The 22,440-nt window shown below is 58.8% G+C and carries 22 protein-coding genes; 10 read left to right on the forward strand and 12 right to left on the reverse strand.

Annotated features, from left to right (window positions below; all coding sequences use genetic code 11):
* On the forward strand, positions 1–1,967 hold a 1,967-nt coding region (locus GFM02_RS21530; RefSeq protein WP_168322722.1), incomplete at its 5' end, for a BID domain-containing protein.
* Between the two features lie 26 nt (positions 1,968–1,993).
* Here the strand turns inward: GFM02_RS21530 and GFM02_RS21535 are convergent.
* The gene (locus tag GFM02_RS21535; RefSeq protein ID WP_432444453.1) at positions 1,994–2,362 is read right to left on the reverse strand and encodes a ribbon-helix-helix domain-containing protein; all 369 of its coding nucleotides are present in this window, start codon (positions 2,360–2,362) and stop codon (positions 1,994–1,996) included.
* Positions 2,363–2,793: 431 nt separating this feature from the next.
* On the opposite strand from GFM02_RS21535, the gene GFM02_RS21540 reads away from it, so the two are divergent.
* Together GFM02_RS21540 and GFM02_RS21545 are read left to right on the forward strand one after the other, a co-directional pair.
* A complete protein-coding gene (locus GFM02_RS21540; RefSeq protein WP_168322723.1) occupies positions 2,794–3,477 on the forward strand; it encodes a response regulator transcription factor in 684 nt (227 codons plus the stop codon).
* Positions 3,478–3,601: 124 nt separating this feature from the next.
* On the forward strand, positions 3,602–4,843 hold the full coding sequence (locus GFM02_RS21545; protein ID WP_168322724.1) for an aminotransferase class I/II-fold pyridoxal phosphate-dependent enzyme: 1,242 nt from the start codon (positions 3,602–3,604) through the stop codon (positions 4,841–4,843).
* A gap of 46 nt (positions 4,844–4,889) precedes the next feature.
* On the opposite strand, the gene GFM02_RS21550 is transcribed toward GFM02_RS21545, so the two are convergent.
* The 4 genes from GFM02_RS21550 to GFM02_RS21565 all read right to left on the reverse strand — a co-directional run bounded on the left by GFM02_RS21550 (position 4,890) and on the right by GFM02_RS21565 (position 8,839).
* The gene (locus tag GFM02_RS21550) at positions 4,890–5,945 is read right to left on the reverse strand and encodes an extracellular solute-binding protein (protein WP_168322725.1); all 1,056 of its coding nucleotides are present in this window, start codon (positions 5,943–5,945) and stop codon (positions 4,890–4,892) included.
* A 33-nt stretch (positions 5,946–5,978) separates the two neighbouring features.
* A complete protein-coding gene (locus GFM02_RS21555) occupies positions 5,979–6,749 on the reverse strand; it encodes an ABC transporter permease (RefSeq protein WP_130689845.1) in 771 nt (256 codons plus the stop codon).
* A gap of 70 nt (positions 6,750–6,819) precedes the next feature.
* Positions 6,820–7,728 (reverse strand): ABC transporter permease, encoded by a 909-nt coding sequence (locus GFM02_RS21560; protein WP_168322726.1) that lies wholly within the window; start codon positions 7,726–7,728, stop codon positions 6,820–6,822.
* Between the two features lies 1 nt (position 7,729).
* Complete coding sequence (locus GFM02_RS21565; RefSeq protein ID WP_168322727.1) at positions 7,730–8,839, reverse strand: ABC transporter ATP-binding protein; 1,110 nt, start codon at positions 8,837–8,839, stop codon at positions 7,730–7,732.
* Between the two features lie 233 nt (positions 8,840–9,072).
* Between GFM02_RS21565 and GFM02_RS21570 the strand changes: the two genes are divergently transcribed.
* From GFM02_RS21570 to GFM02_RS21595, 6 genes are all read left to right on the forward strand, one after another.
* Positions 9,073–9,771 (forward strand): GntR family transcriptional regulator, encoded by a 699-nt coding sequence (locus GFM02_RS21570; protein WP_168322728.1) that lies wholly within the window; start codon positions 9,073–9,075, stop codon positions 9,769–9,771.
* A 106-nt stretch (positions 9,772–9,877) separates the two neighbouring features.
* Positions 9,878–11,239 (forward strand): aspartate aminotransferase family protein, encoded by a 1,362-nt coding sequence (locus tag GFM02_RS21575; RefSeq protein WP_168322729.1) that lies wholly within the window; start codon positions 9,878–9,880, stop codon positions 11,237–11,239.
* 2 nt (positions 11,240–11,241) lie between these two features.
* On the forward strand, positions 11,242–12,951 hold the full coding sequence (locus GFM02_RS21580) for an acetolactate synthase catalytic subunit (RefSeq protein WP_168322730.1): 1,710 nt from the start codon (positions 11,242–11,244) through the stop codon (positions 12,949–12,951).
* Complete coding sequence (gene fabG, locus GFM02_RS21585) at positions 12,948–13,724, forward strand: 3-oxoacyl-ACP reductase FabG (RefSeq protein ID WP_168322731.1); 777 nt, start codon at positions 12,948–12,950, stop codon at positions 13,722–13,724. Before GFM02_RS21580 ends, fabG begins: the two co-directional genes overlap by 4 nt.
* 38 nt (positions 13,725–13,762) lie before the next feature.
* Positions 13,763–14,434, forward strand: a complete 672-nt coding sequence (locus GFM02_RS21590; protein ID WP_168322732.1) for a winged helix-turn-helix transcriptional regulator — start codon at positions 13,763–13,765, stop codon at positions 14,432–14,434.
* A gap of 435 nt (positions 14,435–14,869) precedes the next feature.
* Positions 14,870–15,751 (forward strand): alpha/beta hydrolase, encoded by an 882-nt coding sequence (locus tag GFM02_RS21595; RefSeq protein WP_168322733.1) that lies wholly within the window; start codon positions 14,870–14,872, stop codon positions 15,749–15,751.
* Positions 15,752–15,882: 131 nt separating this feature from the next.
* Here the strand turns inward: GFM02_RS21595 and fhuB are convergent, their stop codons facing one another.
* The 6 genes from fhuB to GFM02_RS21625 all read right to left on the reverse strand — a co-directional run bounded on the left by fhuB (position 15,883) and on the right by GFM02_RS21625 (position 21,640).
* Entirely contained in the window at positions 15,883–17,853 is a 1,971-nt protein-coding gene (fhuB, locus tag GFM02_RS21600) for a Fe(3+)-hydroxamate ABC transporter permease FhuB (protein WP_168322851.1), read from the reverse strand.
* Positions 17,853–18,731 (reverse strand): iron-siderophore ABC transporter substrate-binding protein, encoded by an 879-nt coding sequence (locus GFM02_RS21605; protein WP_168322734.1) that lies wholly within the window; start codon positions 18,729–18,731, stop codon positions 17,853–17,855. Before GFM02_RS21605 ends, fhuB begins: the two co-directional genes overlap by 1 nt.
* Before the next feature lie 13 nt (positions 18,732–18,744).
* Positions 18,745–19,539: an ABC transporter ATP-binding protein gene (locus tag GFM02_RS21610; protein ID WP_168269692.1), complete on the reverse strand. Its 795-nt coding sequence runs from the start codon at positions 19,537–19,539 to the stop codon at positions 18,745–18,747.
* A 499-nt stretch (positions 19,540–20,038) separates the two neighbouring features.
* On the reverse strand, positions 20,039–20,332 hold the full coding sequence (locus tag GFM02_RS21615; protein WP_168322735.1) for a type II toxin-antitoxin system RelE/ParE family toxin: 294 nt from the start codon (positions 20,330–20,332) through the stop codon (positions 20,039–20,041).
* The gene (locus tag GFM02_RS21620) at positions 20,329–20,571 is read right to left on the reverse strand and encodes a type II toxin-antitoxin system ParD family antitoxin (RefSeq protein WP_017968613.1); all 243 of its coding nucleotides are present in this window, start codon (positions 20,569–20,571) and stop codon (positions 20,329–20,331) included. Before GFM02_RS21620 ends, GFM02_RS21615 begins: the two co-directional genes overlap by 4 nt.
* A 166-nt stretch (positions 20,572–20,737) precedes the next feature.
* Complete coding sequence (locus GFM02_RS21625; RefSeq protein WP_168322736.1) at positions 20,738–21,640, reverse strand: MBL fold metallo-hydrolase; 903 nt, start codon at positions 21,638–21,640, stop codon at positions 20,738–20,740.
* On the opposite strand from GFM02_RS21625, the gene GFM02_RS21630 reads away from it, so the two are divergent.
* A complete protein-coding gene (locus GFM02_RS21630) occupies positions 21,618–21,755 on the forward strand; it encodes a hypothetical protein (RefSeq protein WP_155247457.1) in 138 nt (45 codons plus the stop codon). The two genes, GFM02_RS21625 and GFM02_RS21630, sit on opposite strands and share 23 nt — an antisense overlap.
* Here GFM02_RS21630 and GFM02_RS21635 read toward each other — a convergent pair.
* The gene (locus GFM02_RS21635; protein WP_168322737.1) at positions 21,743–22,375 is read right to left on the reverse strand and encodes a DsbA family protein; all 633 of its coding nucleotides are present in this window, start codon (positions 22,373–22,375) and stop codon (positions 21,743–21,745) included. The two genes, GFM02_RS21630 and GFM02_RS21635, sit on opposite strands and share 13 nt — an antisense overlap.
* Positions 22,376–22,440: the final 65 nt, after the last annotated feature.

The following is a 22,440-nucleotide window of genomic DNA, read 5'->3' on the forward strand; positions in this document are numbered from 1 at the left end:
AAGTCGATCGCAATGTCTGGACTGCCAAGCAGATCGAAACCGCCGAAGCCCGCCTGGAGCGCATCGAGCGGGAAAGCCATCGGCCGGAATTGTTCAAGCAGCTCGTCGAACGTCTGTCGCGCTCCGGTGCCAAGACGACCACGCTCGATTTTGAGAGCGAGGCCGGCTACCAGGCCCATGCCGACGACTTCGCCCGGCGTCGCGGGCTCGACACTCTTTCTCAAGCTGCGGCCGGCATGGAAGAGGAGGTTTCGCGGCGGTGGGCGTGGATTGCGGAAAAGAGGGAGCAGGTGGCTGAGCTCTGGGAGCGGGCCAGCATGGCGCTCGGTTTTGCGATCGAGCGGGAGCGGCGTGTTTCCTACAATGAGGCGCGAATTGAAACGCAAACTGTCTCGGATGCCGACACTGGCCGTGTGCGGTATCTGATCGCACCCACCACGGAATTCGCCAGAAGCGCGGAGGAAGATGCGCGTCTGGCACAGCTTTCGTCGCCGGCCTGGAAGGAGCGGGAAGCAGTTCTGCGGCCGCTGCTTGAGACGATCTATAGTGATCCGGATGCAGCACTTGTCGCCCTGAACGCCCTGGCGTCGGATTTGAAGATTGAACCCCGCGTGCTTGCCGACGATTTTGTTGTTGCGCCGGTTCGGCTCGGACGCTTGCGTGGTTCCGATCTGATCGTCGATGGTCGTGCGGCACGCGACGAACGAAATGCCGCGATCACCGCCTTGACGGAACTGCTGCCGCTCGCCCGTGCCCATGCGACGGAGTTCCGCCGGAATGCCGAACGCTTCGATCTCCGTGAGCAACAACGCCGCGCTCATATGTCCCTGCCGATCCCGGCACTCTCCAGAAAGGCGATGAAGCGTCTCGTCGAGATCGAAGCAGTACGAGAAAGGGGTGGTGACGACGCCTACAAGACCGCCTTTGCGCTCGCCACAGAAGACCGCGCCGTCGTGCAGGAAGTCAAGGCCGTCAGCGAGGCGCTGAGCGCCCGCTTCGGTTGGAGCGCCTTTACCTCGAAGGCCGATACGGCTGCCGAACGCAACATGATCGAGCGTATGCCGGAGGACCTCGCGAGCACCAGACGCGAGAAGTTGACCCGGCTGTTTGAAGCCGTGAAGCGTTTTGCCGACGAGCAGCATCTCGTCGAGCGGCGGGATCGCTCGAAGATCGTCGCTGGCGCCAGTGCCGATCCCGAGAAGGAGAATGTCCCAATGCTCGCCGCCGTCACCGACTTCAAGACGCCGGTCGACGAGGAGGCGCGATCCCGAGTTCTTTCCGCGCCCCTTTATCGCCAGCAGCGCGCCGCGCTGGCGACCGCGGCAAGCACGATCTGGCGCGATCCGGCCGGCGCCGTCGACAAGATCGAGGAGCTGCTTGCCAAAGGTTTTGCTGCTGATCGCATCGCGGCTGCCGTGACCAACGATCCGGCCGCCTATGGTGCGCTACGCGGCTCCGATCGCCTGATGGACCGGATGCTGGCTTCCGGCCGGGAGCGGAAAGAGGCGGTGCAGGCCATGCCTGAAGCCACCGCCCGCCTGCGCGCGCTCGGTTCGGCCTACGTCAATGTGCTCGATATCGAACGCCAGGCCATTGCCGAGGAGCGGCGGCGCATGGCAGTCGCCATTCCCGGCCTGTCGAAGGCGGCGGAAGAGGTACTCATGCGGCTAACTGCCGAGTCGAAGAACAACGCTCGCAAGCTGAACGCATCGGCCGTTTTTCTCGATCCAAATATTCGCCAGGAATATGCCGCTGTCAGCAGGGCGCTCGACGAGCGCTTCGGTCGTAGTGCCATCCTCCGAGATGAGAAGGATATCATCAACCGCATCCCGCCACCGCAGCGCCGTGCGTTCGAGGCGCTGCAGGAGAGATTGAAAGTCTTGCATCAGGCCGTTCGTATGGAAAGCAGCGACAGGATTATCTCGGAACGGCGCCAGCGCACCGCCAACCGCGGCCGGGAAATTTGAAGTCCATCGAACGATAGACTTTGCGGTCACCTGGAGCGTTGCCGCGAGGCACGGGCTCGCAGGCGATCGAAATAGGCGGCATCAACCGGCTCGGTCGTCTCGGATGAAGCACCTTCAAGCAGGATCTCACGCAAGTGCTGCCGATCTTTGTCGTGACGGATCAACTCGCGGACGTATTTCCTGCTCGTATCATAGCCTCGCCCGGCGATCTGCTGCTCGACGAACTTCTGCAGGTTATCCAGCACGAAATATCCATAGCGGTCACGTTCATTTCCAAGCTTCCTCGCTCTCATCAGCGCCCAGAAGTTTGAAAACGCGTACCCAAAAGGTGAAATCACCTGAGCGACCATCGTAGCGCGCACATAGTGCGCACCATGCAGCCGCTGTTTTCGCATGTTGTCCGTAAAGCGATCGGGCAGCAGTACTTATGTCTCCAACATCTGCATCACTCCAAAAATCCGGTGTCGCCGCAGCGCTGCCGGCTGAGAACCTTTTGAACATTTCGCGCATTAAAAGCCCCGTTACCGTCCGGGAACAGGCCATCAAATTATGCCGGACGTCGATCCCACCGAGTGGGCCACGATCACGTGTCGTCCCGGGCAAATATGCGCTTCGGCGCGAGAATCTTTCGCGCTCTCAACATTATGTTGTAACAAAAAAGAAAGGCAAGCTATAAAAATACCCTTCGTGATAGCGCTTTTGCGATTCTGTTGCGCATATTTTACCAGCCATGGCGTGAGGTTCCAATCAACATGAGGCAGTTCTCTGAAAGTTTTGTCGTATCAAAAGCAGTCGCGGTAAGGTCAGCAACTGGCGGGGCGAGGCGATGAGCGAACTACTGGCGATCGTATCCCAAGACGCTGACTATTATTTGATGCTGTCATACATCTTGAAGGGAGCCGGATACAGGACGATGCTTGTCGATATTCCGAGCGAGGCCGTGGCGACTGCCGAGGAGCGTGACGCTGCAGCCATCATCGTCGACTGCCAGCCGGGTTCACAAATTCTGGCTGATATCGCGTCGGGCCTGAAGGAAAGGGGACTTGCCAGCGACGTCACGCTGATAGCGCTCGTTGCCGAAAAGGCTGCCTATCTCGACATTCTGAAAGCCAACGTAGATGAGAGCTTTACAAGGCCAATGCCGCCGGAACGGCTTCTGTCTTACCTTCACGGTGCAATGGGCAATTCCTCTGGCGAAACGGCTGGCCGCCTTACTCCGATACTTGACGATGTGAAACTTGACGTCAACAGCCGGCGTGTTCTGGTTCGAGGCACGCCGGTCAATCTGAGCCCGATCGAGTTTCGTCTATTGAAGGCCCTTATGGGTGACGCGGGGCGTGTTCTCAGCCGTGCGGAACTGATAGCCGTTGCCTGGCCACAGACGGTATTCGTCGAGCCGCGAACGGTCGATGTTCATATCGGCCGCCTCCGGCGCGCATTGAGGCGGGTCCTCGGCCGCGATGTGATCCGCACCGTGCCGAAAGAAGGATACGCATTTGACATCTCCTGAAGTAGATGAACTTCGCCACGTTCACATCTTCACTAAAACGTCCCAAAAATTTGCTGTCGCCTTTGTTGCATAAACAATGATCTCGCGCATAGCGTGAACTCCCTGGAACATTTGGGAGCACAACATGCAACGGACAGCTTCGGGCGCCGGATCGTCGAAAACATCCCACAGAAACACTGCCGGCCTGATCCGCCAAGCCGGTCTCCATTTCACCGCAGCTCATCTCGACGGCCTGATGGCACTCTATGTCCATCCGTCCGATGGGCGAGCGGTGGAACTGCCTGTTTCAGAGGGCAGATCGGAGCGCGTCATCGACTTCGTCCGCTGCTCGTATCTCGGCCTCGACAATCACCCCTCAATCATCGAAGGCGCAATCGAGACGGTTCGGCGCTACGGAACACTGCATTGGTCCTGCGCCCGTACGCGGCTCAATTTTGCAGTCCTCGGAGACCTCGAGGATGCTCTTTCTGATCTCTTCGGCGCGAGGGTTATCACCTACACGACAGTGCTTGCCGCCAACTTAAGCGCGCTTCCGCTGATTGCCTCCGGAGTTCTGACCGGCGGCAAAAAACCAGTCATGGTATTCGACCGCCTCGCGCATGCAACGCTCGCCTTCAACAAGCCCGTCGTTGCCGAAGAATGTGAGGTCCGAACCATAGGCCACAACGATCTTCAGGCGCTCGAAGAAATTTGCCGCCAGAACAATACGGTCACCTATGTTTGCGACGGTGTGTATTCCATGGGCGGCTGTACCCCGATCAAGGAGTTGCGGGATCTTCAGGAGCGATACGGCCTCTTCCTTTACATCGATGATGCTCACGGCATATCGATCTTCGGCGAAAGAGGCGAGGGGTTTGCCCGTTCACAAATGCCGGACGGTCTGGGGGAACGGACGATCATCGCAGCGTCACTCGGGAAAGGCTTTGGAGCCTCAGGCGGCATGCTGATGCTCGCAACGGCGTTCCAGGAAGAAATCTTTCGCCGGTTTGCTCTCGCGCATGCCTTTTCGGCTTCGATCAATGTTGCGGCGATCGGTGCAGCTCTCGCCTCTCAGGCGATCCATCGCACACCGGAACTGGGCGTGCGGCAAAGGGTGCTTGCAGAACATATCTCTCTCTTCGACGAACTAGTGCCGACCGCACAGGCGGGATCCCGACTGCCGATCAGAACCATCGTGATCGGTGACGAGCTTGCCGCAATCGGCGCTGCGAGACTGGTGCTTGATACCGGTTACTATACATCAGCCATTTTCTTCCCGACCGTGGCCAAGGGAAGGGCAGGGCTGCGAATATGTCCGACTGCCGGCCACACGGCTGCCGAAGTGCGCGACCTCGCAGTTGCCATCAACCGTGCTCTCAAGCGATAAGTCCGTCTCCGCACCTCCGGGCGGCAACGCCGCCCGGGGCGGATCGTCATCGGATCCAGGCATTCCAACGCTCGAGCATCATCGAGGCGTTGTCGTTGATCCATTTGGCGTCCGGGATGACGATGTAATCCCGGATATCGTTGTCGCTGGGAAGTGCCGCGCGTGCAGCCGGAGACATCAAGTCGATCGCCTTCCGGCTCGGTGGCGTGCAAAGGAGTTCCTCGCACACCCTGGCCTGCGCCTCCGGATGATCAAGCCAGTAGGCGATCAACTTCAAGGCGTTCGCGCGATTCGGCGCATCCTTGATAATCGTCAATCGGTCGCCGACGAGGAACGAGGCCTGCTTGGACCAGGCGATCTGACGTCCTTCCGCCTTCAGTGTATTTGCGCGCGTCAGCCAAATCTGCCCAATGCTGTAATCGCCGTTTCGAAAGCCCTGAACGCTCTGGTCGCCGGTCTTCCACCACAGCGATATCGCCGGGCGAATCTCGTCGAGCTTGTTGAGTGCACGGTCGACGTCGAGCGGAAAAAGCTTGTCGCGCGCAACGCCGTCAGCGAGGAGCGCTGCAGCCATGACCCGCCACGGATCATCGAAATTTGGAAACGAGCGACCGCCGGGAAATTTTGTCTCGTCCCACATATCGGCCCAACTCAACGGATTTCCGCTCTTGAATCCGGTCGGGTCGTAGGCCATGAGCGTTGCGGTCGAAAAAAGTCTCGCCCCGGCGCCGACGCAAGCATCCTTGACTAGGTCTGAGCGGTCCTGGAAAGGCTTGCAGAATTCAGTCAAGTCTTCAGATGTCAGCCGATGCGCTTCAGCGCTCGCCTGAATCTCGCCGTCCGGGTAAAGGTCCCAGGTCACGTTGCCGGTCTTGACCATGGCCGCAGCTTTCGCCCGCATCTCGGCATTTGTCGCCGCGACCGAAACAACCTTGATGCCGGTCTTTTCGGTGAACGGATCGAACCAGAATTTTCGAAGCGCGGCATCGTAGGCGCCGCCTGTGGTCGCAATGATGACCTGCTCCTCGGCTTGCGCCGCCCCCGCAGCAGCAAGCATGAGGCAAGCCGCAAGCAACGGCTTGATCTTCGTTCGATTTTTCATCGGGTGTTCCTCTCTCCGATTGATATGATCACATTAATCCTCCCCGCGGCCGGTAAGGAGATGAATGGTCCCCATGAGCAGTAGCGATACCGCGACGAGCAGCGTCGAAACCGCCGCTATGACTGGCGTGAGATTGAAATCGATGTCCTCGAACATCTTGCGGCTGATCGTTTTTCCGCCGGTATCGGAAATGAAGAAAGCGACTGTTGCCTCATCGAACGACGCTAGAAACGCAAAGACCGAAGCCGCAGCCACCGCCGGCGCGATGTTGGGAAGCACAATGCTGAAAAAGGCACGGCTCCGGCTTGCTCCGCAATTCAGTGCGGCAAGCTCGAGTGAGGTGTCGAAGCGCTCGAGTGCCGCCGATACGGTGATGATCACGTAGGGAACCGCAAGCACGGTGTGGGCGATCAGGAAGCCAAGGAAGTTGCCGGTCAGGCTGAGCGGTGAAAAAACCAGATAAAGGGCAACGCCAAAGACGACATGGGGAACGATCATTGGCCCCAGCGACAATGCCTGCAGAAGGGTCTTTCCCGGCAGATTGCCGCGAACGAGCCCGATGGCGGCCAGTGTCCCGATAGCCGTCGAAGCGACCGTCGTCGCCAGCGCAATCTGCAGACTGAAGATCGTTGCTGCGCGCCAGTCCGGATCGGATAGAAAGTCGATATACCAGCGAAGCGTCAGGCCCTTCGGCGGGAGCTCGATATAGCTGCTGTCGTTCAGTGAAATCGGGATGACGAGCAACGTCGGCAGGACCAAAAAGAACAGGATTGCTCCGATCAGGAAACCCCCAAGGAGCCGCAATGCCGCTTTGCCGTAAGGTCGATGGGTGCTGTTGACGCGAGGGGCGGCGAATGGGGCGATGGCTGCGGGTTCAGTTGACACTGTTCATTCCTTTGCTAACGGAAAGCGCCTTGCGGAACACAAGGACAAAGACCAGAGTCGTAGTCAGAAGGACGGTCGCGAGCGCTGCGGCAAACGGCCAGTCAAGCAGAACGGTGGTTTGCTGGCCGATCAGCGTTGCCATCATCAATGCTCCAGGCCCGCCGACGAGTGCCGGCGTGATATAAAAACCGATCGCCAGGATGAAGCACATGACGCACCCGGCAAAGATTCCAGGCAAGCTGAGCGGCAAGGTCACGCGCCGGAACGCGCCAATCGGGCCGGCGCCGAGATTGCGGGCGGCTTGGGCGTACTCGGCAGGAATAGTGCGAAGAGCGTTGTAAATCGGCAGGATCATGAAAGGCATGAGGACATGCGTCATCGCAAGGATGACCGCGCCTTCGGTATAAATAAGCTTCAACGGACTGCTAATGAGGCCGCTCTCGATCAACAGGCTGTTAACGATGCCGTTTCGCTGCAGCAGCACGATCCAGGCGTAGGAACGCACCAGCACTGAGGTCCATAATGGCACGAACACCGCCGCCGATACGATCATTGCAGTCTTGCCTTTGGCGCGGGCCATGAGAAAGGCAACCGGATATCCAAGCAGCAGGCTCGCCGCTGTGACGATTGCACCCGTCTGCAACGTGCGAAGTAGGACTTCCATGTAGAGAGGCTCGGCGACGATCCGCTCGTAATGCTCCAGCGTGAATCCCGGCGCCATTAGGCTCAAAGAGACGAGCCGCCCGATTGGATAGATGAAGCCGACAGCCAGTAAGAGCATCAACGGCGCAATAAGTAGGAACGTCAGTGCGTGCGAATACTGGCGCGCCGAGTGTGAGAAAAGCCAGCTTGCTGGAGGGGTTGGCGCAAGGGGTAAATTGTTGACGGTCATTGTCATTTCATGCCTCCGCGACCGAAAAAAGCCGTAGGCCGTCGCGTTCGGCGATGACATCCACGAGTGCCCCCATTGCAAAGGGCACCCGCTTTCCATCAGCAGGAATCTGGACCTGAATGATCTCTCCGTTTCCAAAATCGGAGCGAACGAGATGAAGGTCGAAGGAGCCCGCAAAGACCGACGTTTCGATCCGGCCGGGGAGGGCGTTCTTTCCCCCAGCGCCACGCGCTGCAAGGCCAAGGCGCTCAGGCCGTAGCGCGAGCCGAACGCGATCGCCTATCCTTGCCGAACCCTCGAAGCCATGGGGAGCACCGGGCGTATCAATGACCACGTTGTCACCCAGTCTGATCGTATGGCGGCCAGCGGCCTCGCCCAGGAATTCTCCAGTCAGGAAGTTCATCTTGCCGATGAAATCGGCAACAAAGGCACTCTGCGGATTACAGTAAAGGTCCGCCGGGGTTCCGAGCTGCGCGAGTTGCCCCTTTGCCATAACTGCGATCCGGTCGGACATCGTCAACGCCTCCTCCTGATCGTGCGTCACGTAGATGACCGTCGCACCGAGGCGCCGCTGCAGCTGCTTAATCTCGATCTGCATGGACTCGCGCAGCTTCTTGTCCAGCGCCCCGAGTGGCTCGTCCATCAAGAGAACAGGCGGTTCAAACACGATTGCTCGCGCGACAGCCACCCGCTGCTGCTGGCCGCCGGAGAGTTCATGGGGATAGCGCTTGGCATATTGCGGGAGTTGGACGAGGTCGAGCGCCCGACCAACGCGTTCTGCCCTGAGGTCCTTTCGGACGCCACGCATCTTAAGGGGAAAAGCAATGTTTTCGGCAACGGTCAGATGCGGGAACAAAGCATAACGCTGGAAGACCATCCCTATGTTGCGGCGATCGGGCGATACGGCTGTGACATCGCGCCCGCCAATAATGATGCGTCCGGCAGATGGGCTTTCGAAACCGGCGATCATTGTCAGAAGCGTCGTCTTGCCCGATCCGGACGGACCGAGGATCGACAGGAATTCGCCTGCCGCAATATCCAGGGTCACTCCACCAACGGCAGTCTGGGTCCCGTAGGCCTTGCCTATGCGATCGATGAAAACAGGCGCACCAATCAAAATGATATCTCCTCACTTGCGTGCTTTGACACGCATTGAAACCTCCCGGCTCCGCTCGTGCGGCACCAGGTGCTATGCCGGCAAGACCGGCAGCTGTTCGGACATGGCCTCCCCGGCCAAGGCGTTGCTAATATTCGCGTTACCGTTATGCTGTCACATTACGGTTTCATTTTTCGCCTAATTCATTTTTGTTGCAACAAAAATGTGAAGATGTCAACGCGTGGGGGTCAATTTTGAACGAAAGTACAACTAAAGAGGAATCGTCGGGATCGGATTTGCAGTCTGGGCGCCTCAGCGACTTCGCTTATTCATGCATTAAGGAGCAACTCACGCGGGGTGCTTACAAGCCGGGCCATAAGTTGCCGATCCGTTCGGTTGCCGAAATGCTGAACGTCGGTGCCACGCCGGCACGCGAGGCGATCAACCGGCTGGTCTTCGAAGGCGCGCTTGTCATGGTAGGCCCTAAAACCGTCATCGTCCCGCATCTCGATCTTACAGCGCTCTACGAAGTCACGCAGATGCGGCTTGCGCTTGAAGGCTTGGCGACGGAAAAGGGCGCTCTTCGCGCCACGAATAATGTAGTCGACAAGCTATTGGCGCTGCAGGAGAAAATCACATTGTCGCTCGACGAAAAGCGGTACTCCGACGCGCTTCACGATAATAAGGAGTTCCACTTTACGATCTATCGGTTGTGCGAGATGCCACACCTCCTTTCGACCATCGAAGCGCTGTGGTTAAGGGTCGGCGCTTCGTTCCACGACCTCTATCCAGAGTTTGCGGAAGCAAAATACGGTGTCCACAACCACCTGGCCGCGATTGAGGGGCTGGTGGATAAAGATCCCTCTGCGGTCCGAGCTGCAATGGAAAACGATATTCGAGACGGCTATCGGCGCCTGAAGAAAGCAGCGCAGGAGCGTCTCAAGCGGCAATAACATCGCGGCCGGATTTTTTTGTTGCAACTTCTTCTGGTTCATGATTTTTGTTATAACAAAAGTATGAAGGGTTGCGCCGCGACCCGCGTTGGCCGGAGAAGATCGAATGTTTCACCCTGATTTATTGCGCGGCGGCCGGGGAATTTCCCGGTCGCGGTCCGAACATTTCTTCATAAAGGGTCGCCGCGTATTTCCGACCGGGATCACGCGGGTCACGGTGGATCACGAGCCCAGCCCGCTTTACATTTCGCGCGGAGAGGGGGCCCACGTCATCGACGTCGACGGCAATCGCCTCCTTGACCTGAATAACAATTTCACGACGCTAATACACGGACACGGCTTTCTTCCAGTAGCCGATGCGGTTGCAGATTTGCTTCATCGTGGAACCTGTTTCTCCAACCCGACTGAGCATGAGATTACCCTGGCCGAGCTTTTGATCGAGCGCATTCCAGCGATCGAACATATTCGCTTCGTCAACAGCGGGACCGAGGCTGTGATGTTTGCGATCAAGGCCGCCCGCGCCTTCACCGGTCGGCCGGGTATCGCACGCATCGAAGGCGCCTATCACGGCGCTTACGATTGGGCGGAAACAGGGCAGGCGGTGTCGCCGGCTATATGGAACGACCCTCTGCGGTCGTCAGCCGTCCCCGCCTATCGCGGTATGCCGGCTTCTGTTGGGGAGGAGGTGACCGTTATCCGCTTCAATGACGTCGCCGATCTGGAGCGTCGGATCGCTTCGTCTGCTCCCGCACTAGCCTGTATCCTGATTGATCCGATGCCGAGCCGCGCCGGGTTGATCGCTCCTGAGCCGAGCTTCGTTGCCGCGGTCGGCGCGATCGCAAAGCAGTACGGGATTCTCATTGTGGCCGATGAAGTTCTTAATCTGCGGCAGTCATATTTGGGTGCTTCAGCGCGCTATGGTCTCCAGCCCGATCTAATTGCCGCCGGCAAGATAATCGGTGGAGGTTTTCCTATCGGGGCGATCGGTGGGCGCAAGGAGGTGATGCGGGTCTTCGCAAGCGACAGCGGTAAACCGCTGCTGCCGCAAGGCGGTACATTTTCCGCAAATCCCGTATCGATGGTCGCAGGCCGGGTCGCCATAGAGGCGATGACGGAAGCCGCTTTCGGCTCACTCGAGAGCCTTGGCGATCGCATCCGGGCCGGCCTTCGAAATGAAATCGAGCGTCACGGCGCAGCCTTCAGCGTAACGGGGGCGGCATCCTTGTTTCGCATCCATCCGAAAGGAAAGCAGCCAACGGACTTCCGCGAAGCGTATCTCGCGCCGGAAGAGGCCGAGTTGATGGGGCGTCTCTCCAGACATTTCCTCAATTGCGGCATCCTGCTTCCCAACGGTGCTGCCGCGTGCCTTTCGACAGCAATGACGACAGCAGATGGTGACGCGATCACATCAGCCTTCGCAGATTTCCTTTCAATTCTCGAAGCAACTCCAACCGAAGCAGGCATGTGACCATGGCAACTGATCATACAACCGTCGCCGAGCGTATCGCTCTTTCCCTGAAGAGGCACGACGTTACGCATATCTTTGCTCAGAGTCTACCTTCGGCGGTTATCCTTGCGGCCGAAGCAATCGGCATCCGTCAAGTCGCCTACCGACAGGAAAACATGGGAGGGACCATGGCCGATGGCTATGCACGGCTGTCCGGCAAGGTCGGTGTGGTAGCAGCGCAGAACGGACCTGCCGCAACGCTTCTCGTTCCGCCGCTGGCCGAAGCGCTGAAGGCTAGCGTTCCGCTCGTTGCTCTCGTCCAGGATGTCGAACGAGATCAGGCTGATCGCAATGCATTCCAGGAACTCGATCATCTCATCCTATTCCAATCCTGCACGAAATGGGTGCGCAAGGTGCTGGTTGCTGAGCGGATCGACGACTATGTCGATGCAGCCTTCACGGCAGCCGCCTCGGGCCGGCCGGGACCGGCAGCTCTGCTGCTCCCCGCCGACCTCCTGCGGGAGCAGATAGCCCCTTCGCTCTTTCGTCGGGAGGCTGTGCTTGGCCACTGGCCACTCGATCGGTTGCGTCCGCGCGATAGCGACATCGAGCGCGCAGCCTCGATGATCGCGGCAGCCCAGGCACCCATCGTGCTCGCTGGAGGAGGCGTCCATGCAAGCCATGCCGCGGGCGAGCTTTCAGGGCTACAGGACGAAGCGTCGCTTCCCGTGCTAACGACCAATATGGGAAAAGGCGCGGTCGACGAATACCACCCGCTGTCAGCCGGCGTTCTCGGCGCTCTCGTCGGTCCGCGATCGCTCGGACGGCACACGCTTGCCCTTGTCGAAGAGGCTGATCTCGTCATTCTGGTCGGAACACGAACCAATCAGAATGGCACTGACAGTTGGCGCCAAGTCCCCCGGTCCGCATCAGTCATCCACATCGATGTCGATCCCACCGAAATCGGGCGCAACTACGAAGCGGTCAGACTGGCAGGCGATGCGGCCGAAACCATCAGCGCGCTTCGAAGCGTGCTTGCCCGACGCGATCTCTCGTACCGCTCGTCGCAGCGCAGTAAGCTGACGGCTCGGATTGCTGGTTTCTGGCGCGCATTTGACACGGAGCGGCAATCTGTCGCCCGTTCGGACAAGAGTCCGATCCGTCCCGAACGGGTCATGTGCGACCTTCAGCAAGTGCTGACGGCAGATACGACCGTTGTTTCAGATGCCAGCTATTCGTCGATGTGGATAGCCGGCCAGTTGCGGGCCCTTTCCCCCGGTATGCGCTTCCTGTCTCCGCGGGGCCTTGCTGGCCTCGGATGGGGCTTGCCACTTGCGCTCGGCGCAAAAGCGGCAAAACCGGACAAACCAGTCGTTGCCATCGTAGGGGACGGCGGTTTCGCGCACAGCTGGGCGGAGCTGGAAACCATGGTGCGGAGCAAGCTTCCCGTACTGATCATCGTGTTGAACAACGGGATCCTTGGATTCCAACGTGATGCCGAAACTGTCAAGTTCGGCAGCTTCACGACGGCCTGCAGCTTTGCGGATGTCGATCATCGGAAGATTGCGGAAGCTTGCGGTTGCCCTGCAGTCCGCATCTCAAATCCCGCCGATCTTCCTCGATACCTTGAGCGCGGTCTCTCTGGAGAAAGTCCCTTGCTGATTGAGGTCATGACAGAGGCGGGCGCCCATCCACCGCTGTCGCTGTTTGCTGCAATGGATCACGCGGCATGAGCGCTGACCGCGGCCCACATGTAGCGGTTATCAGCGGTGGCACCACTGGGATCGGTCTTGCCACCGCATTTCGTCTGCTCAAGGCCGGTCATCGGGTTGCCGTGTTCAGCCATGGCGAGGCAAGCGTCATGGCCGCAGGCGCCGCGCTTGCTGAGGCTTTCGGACCAGAGCGCTGGTTTGCGAGGCAGGTAGATCTGCGCGAGCCAGCGGCAATCGAGCATTTCTTCGGCGAAGTCGCCCATAACTTGGGCGCACCTGGGATTCTCGTCTGCAACGCCGGGATCTCGCCGAAAGGTCCAGACGGCCCTCTTAACGTCTCTGACCTTACTCTTGAGGAGTGGAACGACGTGCTGGCCGTCAACGTGACCGGGACGATGTTGTGTTGCCGCGCTGTTCTGCCTGGCATGAAGAAAAGCGGTTTTGGACGAATAATATTGATTGGATCTCTTGCCGGTCGGACAAGACCACGGATCGCCGGCGCGAGCTATGCGGCGTCCAAAGCCGCACTGTCGGGATTGTCTCGCGTGCTGGTCTCGCAATATGGTCCCTATGGTATAACATCGAATGTTGTCGCGCCAGGCCGCATCCTCACGCCACTGACCGGCTCTCCCGAAAGCAAGATCAACGTCGACGCGCTCGCTCGTATTCCGGCCGGTCGGCTCGGTATGCCGGAGGATGTCGCTGCCGTGATCGCTTTCCTAGTGTCGGAGGATGCCGGGTTCGTCAATGGAGCCATCATAGATGTCAACGGCGGCGAGTTCGCACCGAGTTAAGGCTTGCCGCCTTATCAAGTGACAAAAGGGCGATCGACATGCCTCCGATCATTCTCATTTGCTCGCAGGACGCGGAGCTTTATCTACTCCTCGCGCACATTCTGCGTAGTGAAGGTTTTGAAGCTCGTCTTGCAGCAAGTGACGACGATGTGGCGGACGCCTGTGCATCAGCAGAACTGTCTGCCGTGGTCTTGGATTGTGCAGGCTGGCCGAGCGATGTTGCGCCTCTATGCGCGCTCCTCAAGGGCTCAGGGCTTCCCGTGGGTGCACTCATCGGCGGCGATATGCGTGCAGAGCACTTGCAGTTAATCAGGGCGGGCCTCGACGAAGGCATTACGCGTCCTTTGTCGCCTTCAAAGCTTCTGGCCTTTCTCCATGGTATAAGTCCGCGGTCTGAGGCTTCGACTTTGCCGAACTTTGCTGCCCCCACCGAGATTGTCTTCGGGCCGCGCACCGTCGTGGTTTCAGGTAAGAGAATAGCGCTTGCGCCCATAGAGATGAGAATCCTTAGATTTCTATTAGAAAGGCAGGGTCAGATCAGTACCCGCGAGCAACTCATTGAGGCTGTTTGGCCCGATCCGGACACAGTAGAAAGCCGGACGGTCGACGTGCATATCGGCCGGCTGCGACGAGCGGTTGGAGGACTCCGAAATCTGAGGATTCGCACCGTGTACGGCGCAGGCTACGCTCTCGAATACCATGATCATTGATGTCCGCATATCCTAGCCTCTAACGGGATCACGGCGACGTAGGCGCCCGGATCTCTCCCCCACAAGGCCGCGCCGCTTGAGAAGTGGGTGGCTCTGACGTGTGGTTCACGTTACCGCCTCGGGGTTGCAAACTCAGGAAAGTTACGAAACAGACGTCGGCTTAGCAGTTTTCGGAAATGATTGAATTGAAGGCCCTGCGAATTCATCCGTTGAATCGAAATGCGGCTCGATAATTCCTGGTCTTCAAATCATGCCCGGACAAGGTTAGATCAGCCTCTGTAAACGTTCGAACCGTGACTGCCATGATGCGCTTTCGCGGAAGCCAGGATATCAGCAAAGAGTTGCACCGACCTTGGAAAGCTTCGAAACCTGCCGGTGAACAGCACCGATATCATTTCCCTTACCCGATCCTCCCAACCATCAGAAAACTTTCTCATGACCAATCCTATCAGCGTCTATTCGATGCCCGGAACGTGTTTTTTTGATCTGGCTCCTGCTGCGGGCGGCGAGCCCTATCGCATATTCCTTTCCATTCCGGCGGAGAGACCGCCGGCGAAAGGATGGCCGCTTCTCGTCATGACCGACGGTAACGCCACTTTCCCCTTCGCGGTCGCCAGCTTGGTCACGCAGGCACCTTATCCGACGGGGACGAATGTCGGTTGGGGAGTGATCGCGGCGATCGGCTACCCCTCCGACGATCCCTATGATCCGCTCCGCCGGTCGTGGGACCTGGGGCCTCCGCCGGTCAAATCCTATCCGCCGTTCGTTGAGGGCGGTCCGCCGGTTGTCATCGGAGGGACCGGCAAACTGCTGGATTTCATCGAGAACGAGCTTATCCCGCGGATTGCAGAGATGGTGATCCTGGATCCGATGCGCCGATCGCTTTTCGGACATTCCTTCGGCGGCCTCTTTACTCTCTATGCCCTGTTCGAGCGCCCAGGTCTGTTTGCCAATTGGATTGCGGCCAGCCCAACCATCTATTGGGAGAACAGCGAAATCCTCAAGAATGAGGCGCAACGTCAAGAGGCACCGGGGAATGCACCCTTCCTGCATTTGTCCGCCGGGGAATACGAAGGCGATGAACTGGCACCCTTCCAGTACCGGAACGAGGATGCCCCTGCGCGTCTGGAGAAGAGGAAGACGGAACGGACCGTCCTCCTGGCGCGGGAGATGGCGGAGCGATTAAACGGCACTGCCGACGGATTGCGTACCGGATTCGAGCTTTATGCCGGTGAGACCCACATGTCCGTTCTTGCGGCGGCCGTGAATCGTGCGGTTGGCATCGCATTCGCCGTCCAGAGCTTGACCGACATGTGACGCTCTCCGACGTTAATCGTCCGTCCGGCCGTTCTCCCCACCCGTATGGCCCACCTCGGAGCAAGAGGCAGGGCCAGCGAATGAGACAACGCCATAGTGAGATCGTTGATGGTGTTGCGTGGGCAACCCCCTCAGCTGGCACTGCGCTTCCGCATCATCAGCATCAAGAACGGCGCTCCGATGAGCGCGGAAACGAGACCGGCCGGGATCTGATAGGGCGATACGATCGTGCGGCCGACGAAGTCAGCCGCAACCATAAGCCCCCCTCCGATCAGAGCGGCGCCGACCATTTGCGGCAGCGCGCGCGCCAATCCCGCCTCCCGCGCAAGGTGAGGTCCCATGAGGCCGATGAATGACAATGGGCCAACCGTGAGCGTCGCGGCAGCCGTCAACAATCCCGCGAGGCCAAAAAGCGCAAATCGCGATTTCGCCAATGGTATACCGACCGCCGCCGAAGGCGACGGCCCAAGCGGAAGTATGTCAAGCCAGCGGCGAGCGGCGAGCGAGACGGTAATCAGCACGGCGCCGAGCGTCGCCTCCATTGCGGCGGTCGACCCCTCGATAAGATAGGTGGACCCGCTCATCCACCGCATCAGCAGAACTGCTCTCGGATCTCCCGTCGAGCTCAACACCCCGACGACGGCATCGACCATCGCGCTTAAGGCAATGCCCGCCAGCAGGACTCGTTCAGGCGCGAAGGCCGATCGACGGGAGCTGACGAAGATGACAAAAAGAACGCTGATCGCACCGGCCACGGCAAATGCAAATTGCCCGGAAAATCCTGGAGCGACGGCAAACAGGGCAATTGCAACACCGAAGGTTGCACCGGCACTGATTCCCAGAACTTCGGGACTTGCCATTTCGTTTCCGGTCAGCCGCTGAAGGATCGAGCCCGCGACCGCAAGCATGGCGCCCGATGTCAGGGCGGCGAGGATCTTAGGTATCCTGATCGCAAGAACATCGACCGAAAATTCGCCTGATGTAAAAGCCCAGCCGCCATTGACGTCGCGTCCGAGAAAGGCGCTGACCATCAACAGGACGAGCAGGCCGGCGGCCGCGATGATGACCGGTGCGCTTCCATCCCATCGACGTGGCCGTCTGAACGCCGGCGATTGCTGTAGTCTATGACGGATCTTCAGCCGCGGCAGGAGCGCGAGAAGCAACGGCGAACCGAAGATGGCTGTCACCGCCCCCGTCGGCAAGAAATCGCCAAGTCCGCCGGCGACGAGTTGCAGGATGGAGTCGGCGAAGAGCAGCAGCCCGGCGCCGATCAGCGGAGACCAGAGGATGAGCTGCGCGGGACGCCGTGCTCCGGACAATCGCGCAATCGTCGGCGCGACCAGCCCAATGAAACCAATCACCCCAACGGCGCTCGTGACAAATGCAGCAAGCGCGACGGCAAGGGCGACGACAACGAAACGCAGCCGGACCAATCTGACGCCGAGTGCCGTGGAGCTGCTCTCGCCAAGATCGAGCAGCGAAAGCGGTCTCATCACGAAAGCGCAGCCGATGGCAACGACAGCCAACTTCCAAAGAAGCGACAGGGGAATGACCCAGCTTTGCTGCGCCAGCGAGCCGGCGCCCCAGATGAACAGGCTCGAGAGGTAGCGCTGGTTCAAATAGGTCAGGATGGCAGCGAGGCCGCCGCACCAAAGACTGAGAACCAGCCCCGACAGAACAAGCGAATAAGGCGAAAAACCGCGGCGCGCGCCCAGGCTGACGACGATCACAGCAGCGGTCGCACTGCCGATCAGAGCGACAAGATCGCGGCCGGCGCCAAGCAGGTCGGGGAGAAACAGCGATGTTACCACCAGCGCCAGGTTTGCTCCGGCCGACACGCCAAGGGTGGTAGGATCGGCGAGCGGATTTCGCAAAACTTGCTGAAACAGCGCCCCGGACAAGGCAAGAGCGGCTCCGGCAATCAGCGCCGTCGCAAGACGGGGAAGCGTCGAATAGGTGAACACCATTCGCGTGACATCGTAATCCGGTCGAGCCATCTCCGACAGCGCAGGAGCGGCAAGAAACCACGATGCCAGGCCTCCACCGCACATCAGGAGGAGGAAGACAATTGCTGGCCCGATATTGTCGCGGCGGGAAACCATCAAGCTTCCTTCTCCAGAAGATCTGTCAAAAGGCCTGCGAAACGCATGGCCTCGTTCACCATCCCGAACATCAGGGCTGGCGGCAGAATCGACAGATGGCCTGGGCGCGCAAACGCAAGCCTGTTCCACAGCGGGCTCTGAGCGAGTTTCGGAAGAACGTCCGGAGGAATCGGGTCAAAGGCGATCAGACGCGCATCCGGATCGGTGACCTTGGAGAGATCTTCAATCCCGATCGTTTCAAAGCCCCAGTAATTCGACTCTCTGGTCCAGGCGTTCCGGACACCGATGCGCTCGAGCACATTGTGGAACAGTCCCGGACTCGAGTAGATGCGGGCATGGCGGGCATCCATGAAATTCACCAGGGCGACTGGCGGCAGGTTCTTGCCCACCAGGCGACTGCGGCATTGCGCAAAGAAGACGTCGGCTCGCGCCAGGAACTGCTCTGCTTCATTCTCACGGCCAAGCTCAACGGCCAATTTACGCGTCGCCGCGATGGCCGCGGTAAGAATAGGTCCGATGCCCGGCGTAAAGATTTCCAGCCGAACGACTTTCGCCACCGACTGAAGCTTGGGCAACAGCTCATCCAGGTAGGGTGTGGTTAAGATAATGTCGGGCTTCAGCGTGACGAGAATCTCAAAATTGACCTCGAACGAACTGCCGATATCGACGACGGATTTCGGCATCGGCGGCTCGACAACCCATCTGTCCCAATCGGCGAGGTCCGAAATCCCGACCGGAGGCAATCCGAGGGATAAAAGAGTGGACGCAAGGCCGTAGTCGAGGCTGACGATCCTTGGGCCCATCGACTGTGCAAACAGCGGAGCTGGAATGAGCGAGGCCGCCGCGAACTGCAAAAAGGTGCGCCGCGAAACCCCCATTGATCGGCCGGCCTCAGCAAACATAGGCGAGCGGATAGGGCAGGTTGGGCGCGGAGATCACATCCATGTCGATCCCATAGATCTCTTGCAGCGTGTTCGGCGCGAGGATCGCGCTCGGCGTTCCGCTGGCAACCACGCGACCGCGTTTCAATGCATGGATCCGATCGCAGAAGCGAGCGGCCATGTTGATGTCGTGGAGAACGATAACGACACTCCTTCCACCTTCATGCGCCAAGCGTCGCACAAGTGAGAGCACCTCGACCTGATGAGCAACGTCGAGTGCCGCAGTCGGTTCGTCGAGCAACAGGCAGCGAGCATCCTGAGCGATCAGCATCGCAATCCAGGCACGTTGCCGCTCACCGCCCGATAGTGTTCCCATGATACGGTCGGCGAACGTCTCGATATGCGTGGCTCGAAGGGCTTCCTCGACTTTCTCTTCATCGTTCTTGGTGAACCGGCCGAGCGCTCCGTGCCACGGATAACGACCGCATCCTACAAGCTCGCGGACCGTCATTTCCGATCCGGTCGTGACATCCTGGGGCAGATATGCGACCGAACGCGCAAAAGCGCGTTCGCTATACATCCTCAGATCCTGGTTTCCGTAAGAGATCGATCCAGTGCTCGGCACAAGCTGGCGAGCTAACATTTTGAGAAGGCTGGATTTGCCGGAGCCGTTGTGGCCGACCAGCGCGACAACTTCTCCTGCCGGAAATTTAAGACTGACGTCGCAGAGAATTTCGGTCCGCTCTATCAGAAGACCTATATTTTCGGCGACAAAAGTTTCAGCCGTTCGAGGCGGATCTTGCATCGGGAGTATAGCCACGTGACATCCTTTAACCGGGCGATAGGTCGGTACTAAAGATGAGAGCAGCAATCAACTATATTCGTTAGCCCTCCACCTAGGTCCTCGTCATCTCGTGCGGCGGCCCCGGCTTTCGGCCAGCAGCGCCGGCTTCTCTGCCGCCTGCGTTATAGCGGCGAGGGAACGAAGAAAGCCTTGAATCCTCTCATGCGTGTATATTTCTGAAGAAATTTTTGAGATTATCGTTATTTAGCAGTCGTTTTGCTGGATTTCTCGCGACGAGCCCGTCGAAGGTTAAGCAATCAAAGATTGTGTAAAATGGCATAAGCTGAATTATGGAACTTCTCTATTTCGGCGTGTTGAAGTCAAGCGCTGTCGAGCTTCCATTTACACCGCATCTGATGTCATTCACGGCCTTGCTTCTCTTCGGGATCGGGTCTTGCCCCTCCCATGAACTCATTCGAACTTGAAGCACACCAAATCTCACAGCTCCATCCGAGGTGCGCTAAATTGAATCACGTGCCCAATCTTCATGCGCGTGGCGAATTCGTATTACAAAAATTGTCTCATCATTTTCGATCCGATAGACGATTAGATGCGCTTTGAAGGGATGAATTCTAACGGGCGGATCAATCTCATCCCGTTCGCGCGCGATGCGTGGATTGGCAGCTATCAGTTCAAATAATGCGAAAAGTTCATCGTGGTATCGCTTTGCTTGGCCTGCGCCGAACAGACGCACACCTTGCTCGGCGATCGCGATAATGTCCTCTTCCGCTTCGGCAGAAAGCTTAAAACTCATGACTTGCTGGTACGAGCCATCGCCTCAGCAAAGAGTTCATCCTTTGATCGGACGCCGACACCGCTTTGGAGCCCGGCCTCGACGAAGCTTTGCATGGCGGCGATCTTGTCGTTTCGCGTTTGGTCGCGTCGGATCAGGTCGCGCACGTAGTCGCTAGCATTCGAATATCGCCCGGTCCTGGCCTGGGCCTCCACCCAATCCTTCATCGGGCCTGGAAGAGATACGTTCATCGTGGCCATTGATAACCTCCATTTGAAGGCAACATAACCGATTTTGGCAAAGTTTGTCAAAGGCTCGGACGCCTTGATGAGATGCGGACCTGACGACTGCATCACCACTTTTGCGGCCTTCATGGAGGTGAAGGGCCCTCCCCAGGCCCTTCATATCAGTTTGAAGATCGGCCGTTCAGCCCCACTTCATTTCTCCCTTGGCAACTTTGGAGCCTATGTCGAGCGCAACGCCCATGCCGAGACCGGGGAAGCGGGCTTCCATGGCGGCCTTCAGCGCAGCGGAATCGGCTGCCTTGGCGAGTTCTTCCTCGAAAGCGAGCAGATAGCTCTTCGTGTGTTCGACGGCGGAGAGATCGGTTGCCGCTTCCGGCATCATGTGACCGGGAACGACAATCGTCGGCTTGCGGGCGCTGATTTTGTCGAGGGTGGCCACCCAAGCGGCACGCTGCTCCGATGCCTGGGTGTCGGCCGTCCACACGTGGACGCCGGAGAAAATCATGACGCCTCCGAAAACAGCGTTCAGCGACGGCACGAACAGGTATCGGCGATTGCTTAACCCTGCCTCGGCCGCGACAATCTCGACGGTCTCACCATCAACTGTGAGGCTTGAAGCGTCGAAGGCTTCCGGCATGACGATGTCTGCAAGGGTCTGCGGGCCGTTCTCCTTGAGCTGCGGCCCCCAAACGGCAAGCTTTTTCTCGACGTTGCCCTTGATCGCTGCAATCGTATCGGAAGCTGCCAGCACTTTTGTGCCGGGAAAGGCTTCGAGGACCGGCTTCAGGCTGAAGTAATAGTCCGGATCGGACTGGCTGACATAAATCGCGGTCAGCGTCTTTCCCGTGGCCTTGATGGCTTCCGCCAGCGCACGGCCGTCGGGATAGCTGAACCCACCATCGATCAGCAACGCTTCGCTGGGGCCGGTCAGCAGCACCGGAGCGCGAAAGAAGCCATTCTGACCGACGGGGAAGTGCTTCCAGGCCAGCTTTGATCCGGCTGCGTTGCCGAGGCCGGCAGGCGCAAAAACGGCAACGGCGCCGGCTGCGAGGGTGGTTTTCATGATTTCTCTCCTTGAATACATGGTTGTCTCCGATGATCGCCAGTTTCGATTTTCTGCTGCCGTGAGTGTTCCCCCGGCAGGCTTTGTCGGTAGTTCATGGAACGGTCTGCTGAAAATGAACGATCACGCCGCCTGAAGCTCGGCAGCAAGTCGGTCAAAGCCGCCGAATAAGGCATCGCTGCGCAGCATGCGGCGCTTATCGCCCTCGCCAATGAAAAGCGCGGGGACACCATCCACCCGGAATGCAGCCATGAGTTGGCGAGACTTCCCGATCCTGTTGCGATAGATATCGAGCAGAGCCTCGCCCGGAGCCCGGACACGAGCGGCGGCATCGGGAAACCCGGCCTGATCGAGAACGTCGGCCACGACAGCGATCTCCGAGGTGTTGCGGCCGTCAACATGGCGAGCGCTTTGAAGTGCCTTCAGGGCATCGCCTTCCCTGTCGAGTTGCGTCACCCCGACGGCTATGATCCCAAGCGTCGCAGGGGCTGAGTCGAACATACCGTCTGCGCCCCCGAGAACCTGATCGCGATAGAGCTGGCTGAAGACCTGCCCCGTGAGCCGGTTGATCCGCTGGTCATTATGCCAGGCATAGGCTGCGAAGCGTTCATCCAGCGGACGGGCGCCTTCGCCCGCGAAAAGCCCGCTGGGCGCGAGCTCGACAGTGAGGTTGTCGAGCATGACCAATTTGTCGAGCCCGGGCGCCGCACCATAGCACCAGCCGCAAAGCGGATCGTAGAGATAGGTAAGATGCATATCGGACCATCCTTGAAGCGACGGACAACAGATAGTGCACTTCTATTGAGTGATAAATATTGTTA

Origin of the sequence: Rhizobium leguminosarum bv. viciae, assembly GCF_012276115.1 — a bacterium.
Classification (GTDB): Bacteria; Pseudomonadota; Alphaproteobacteria; order Rhizobiales; family Rhizobiaceae; genus Rhizobium; species Rhizobium leguminosarum_T.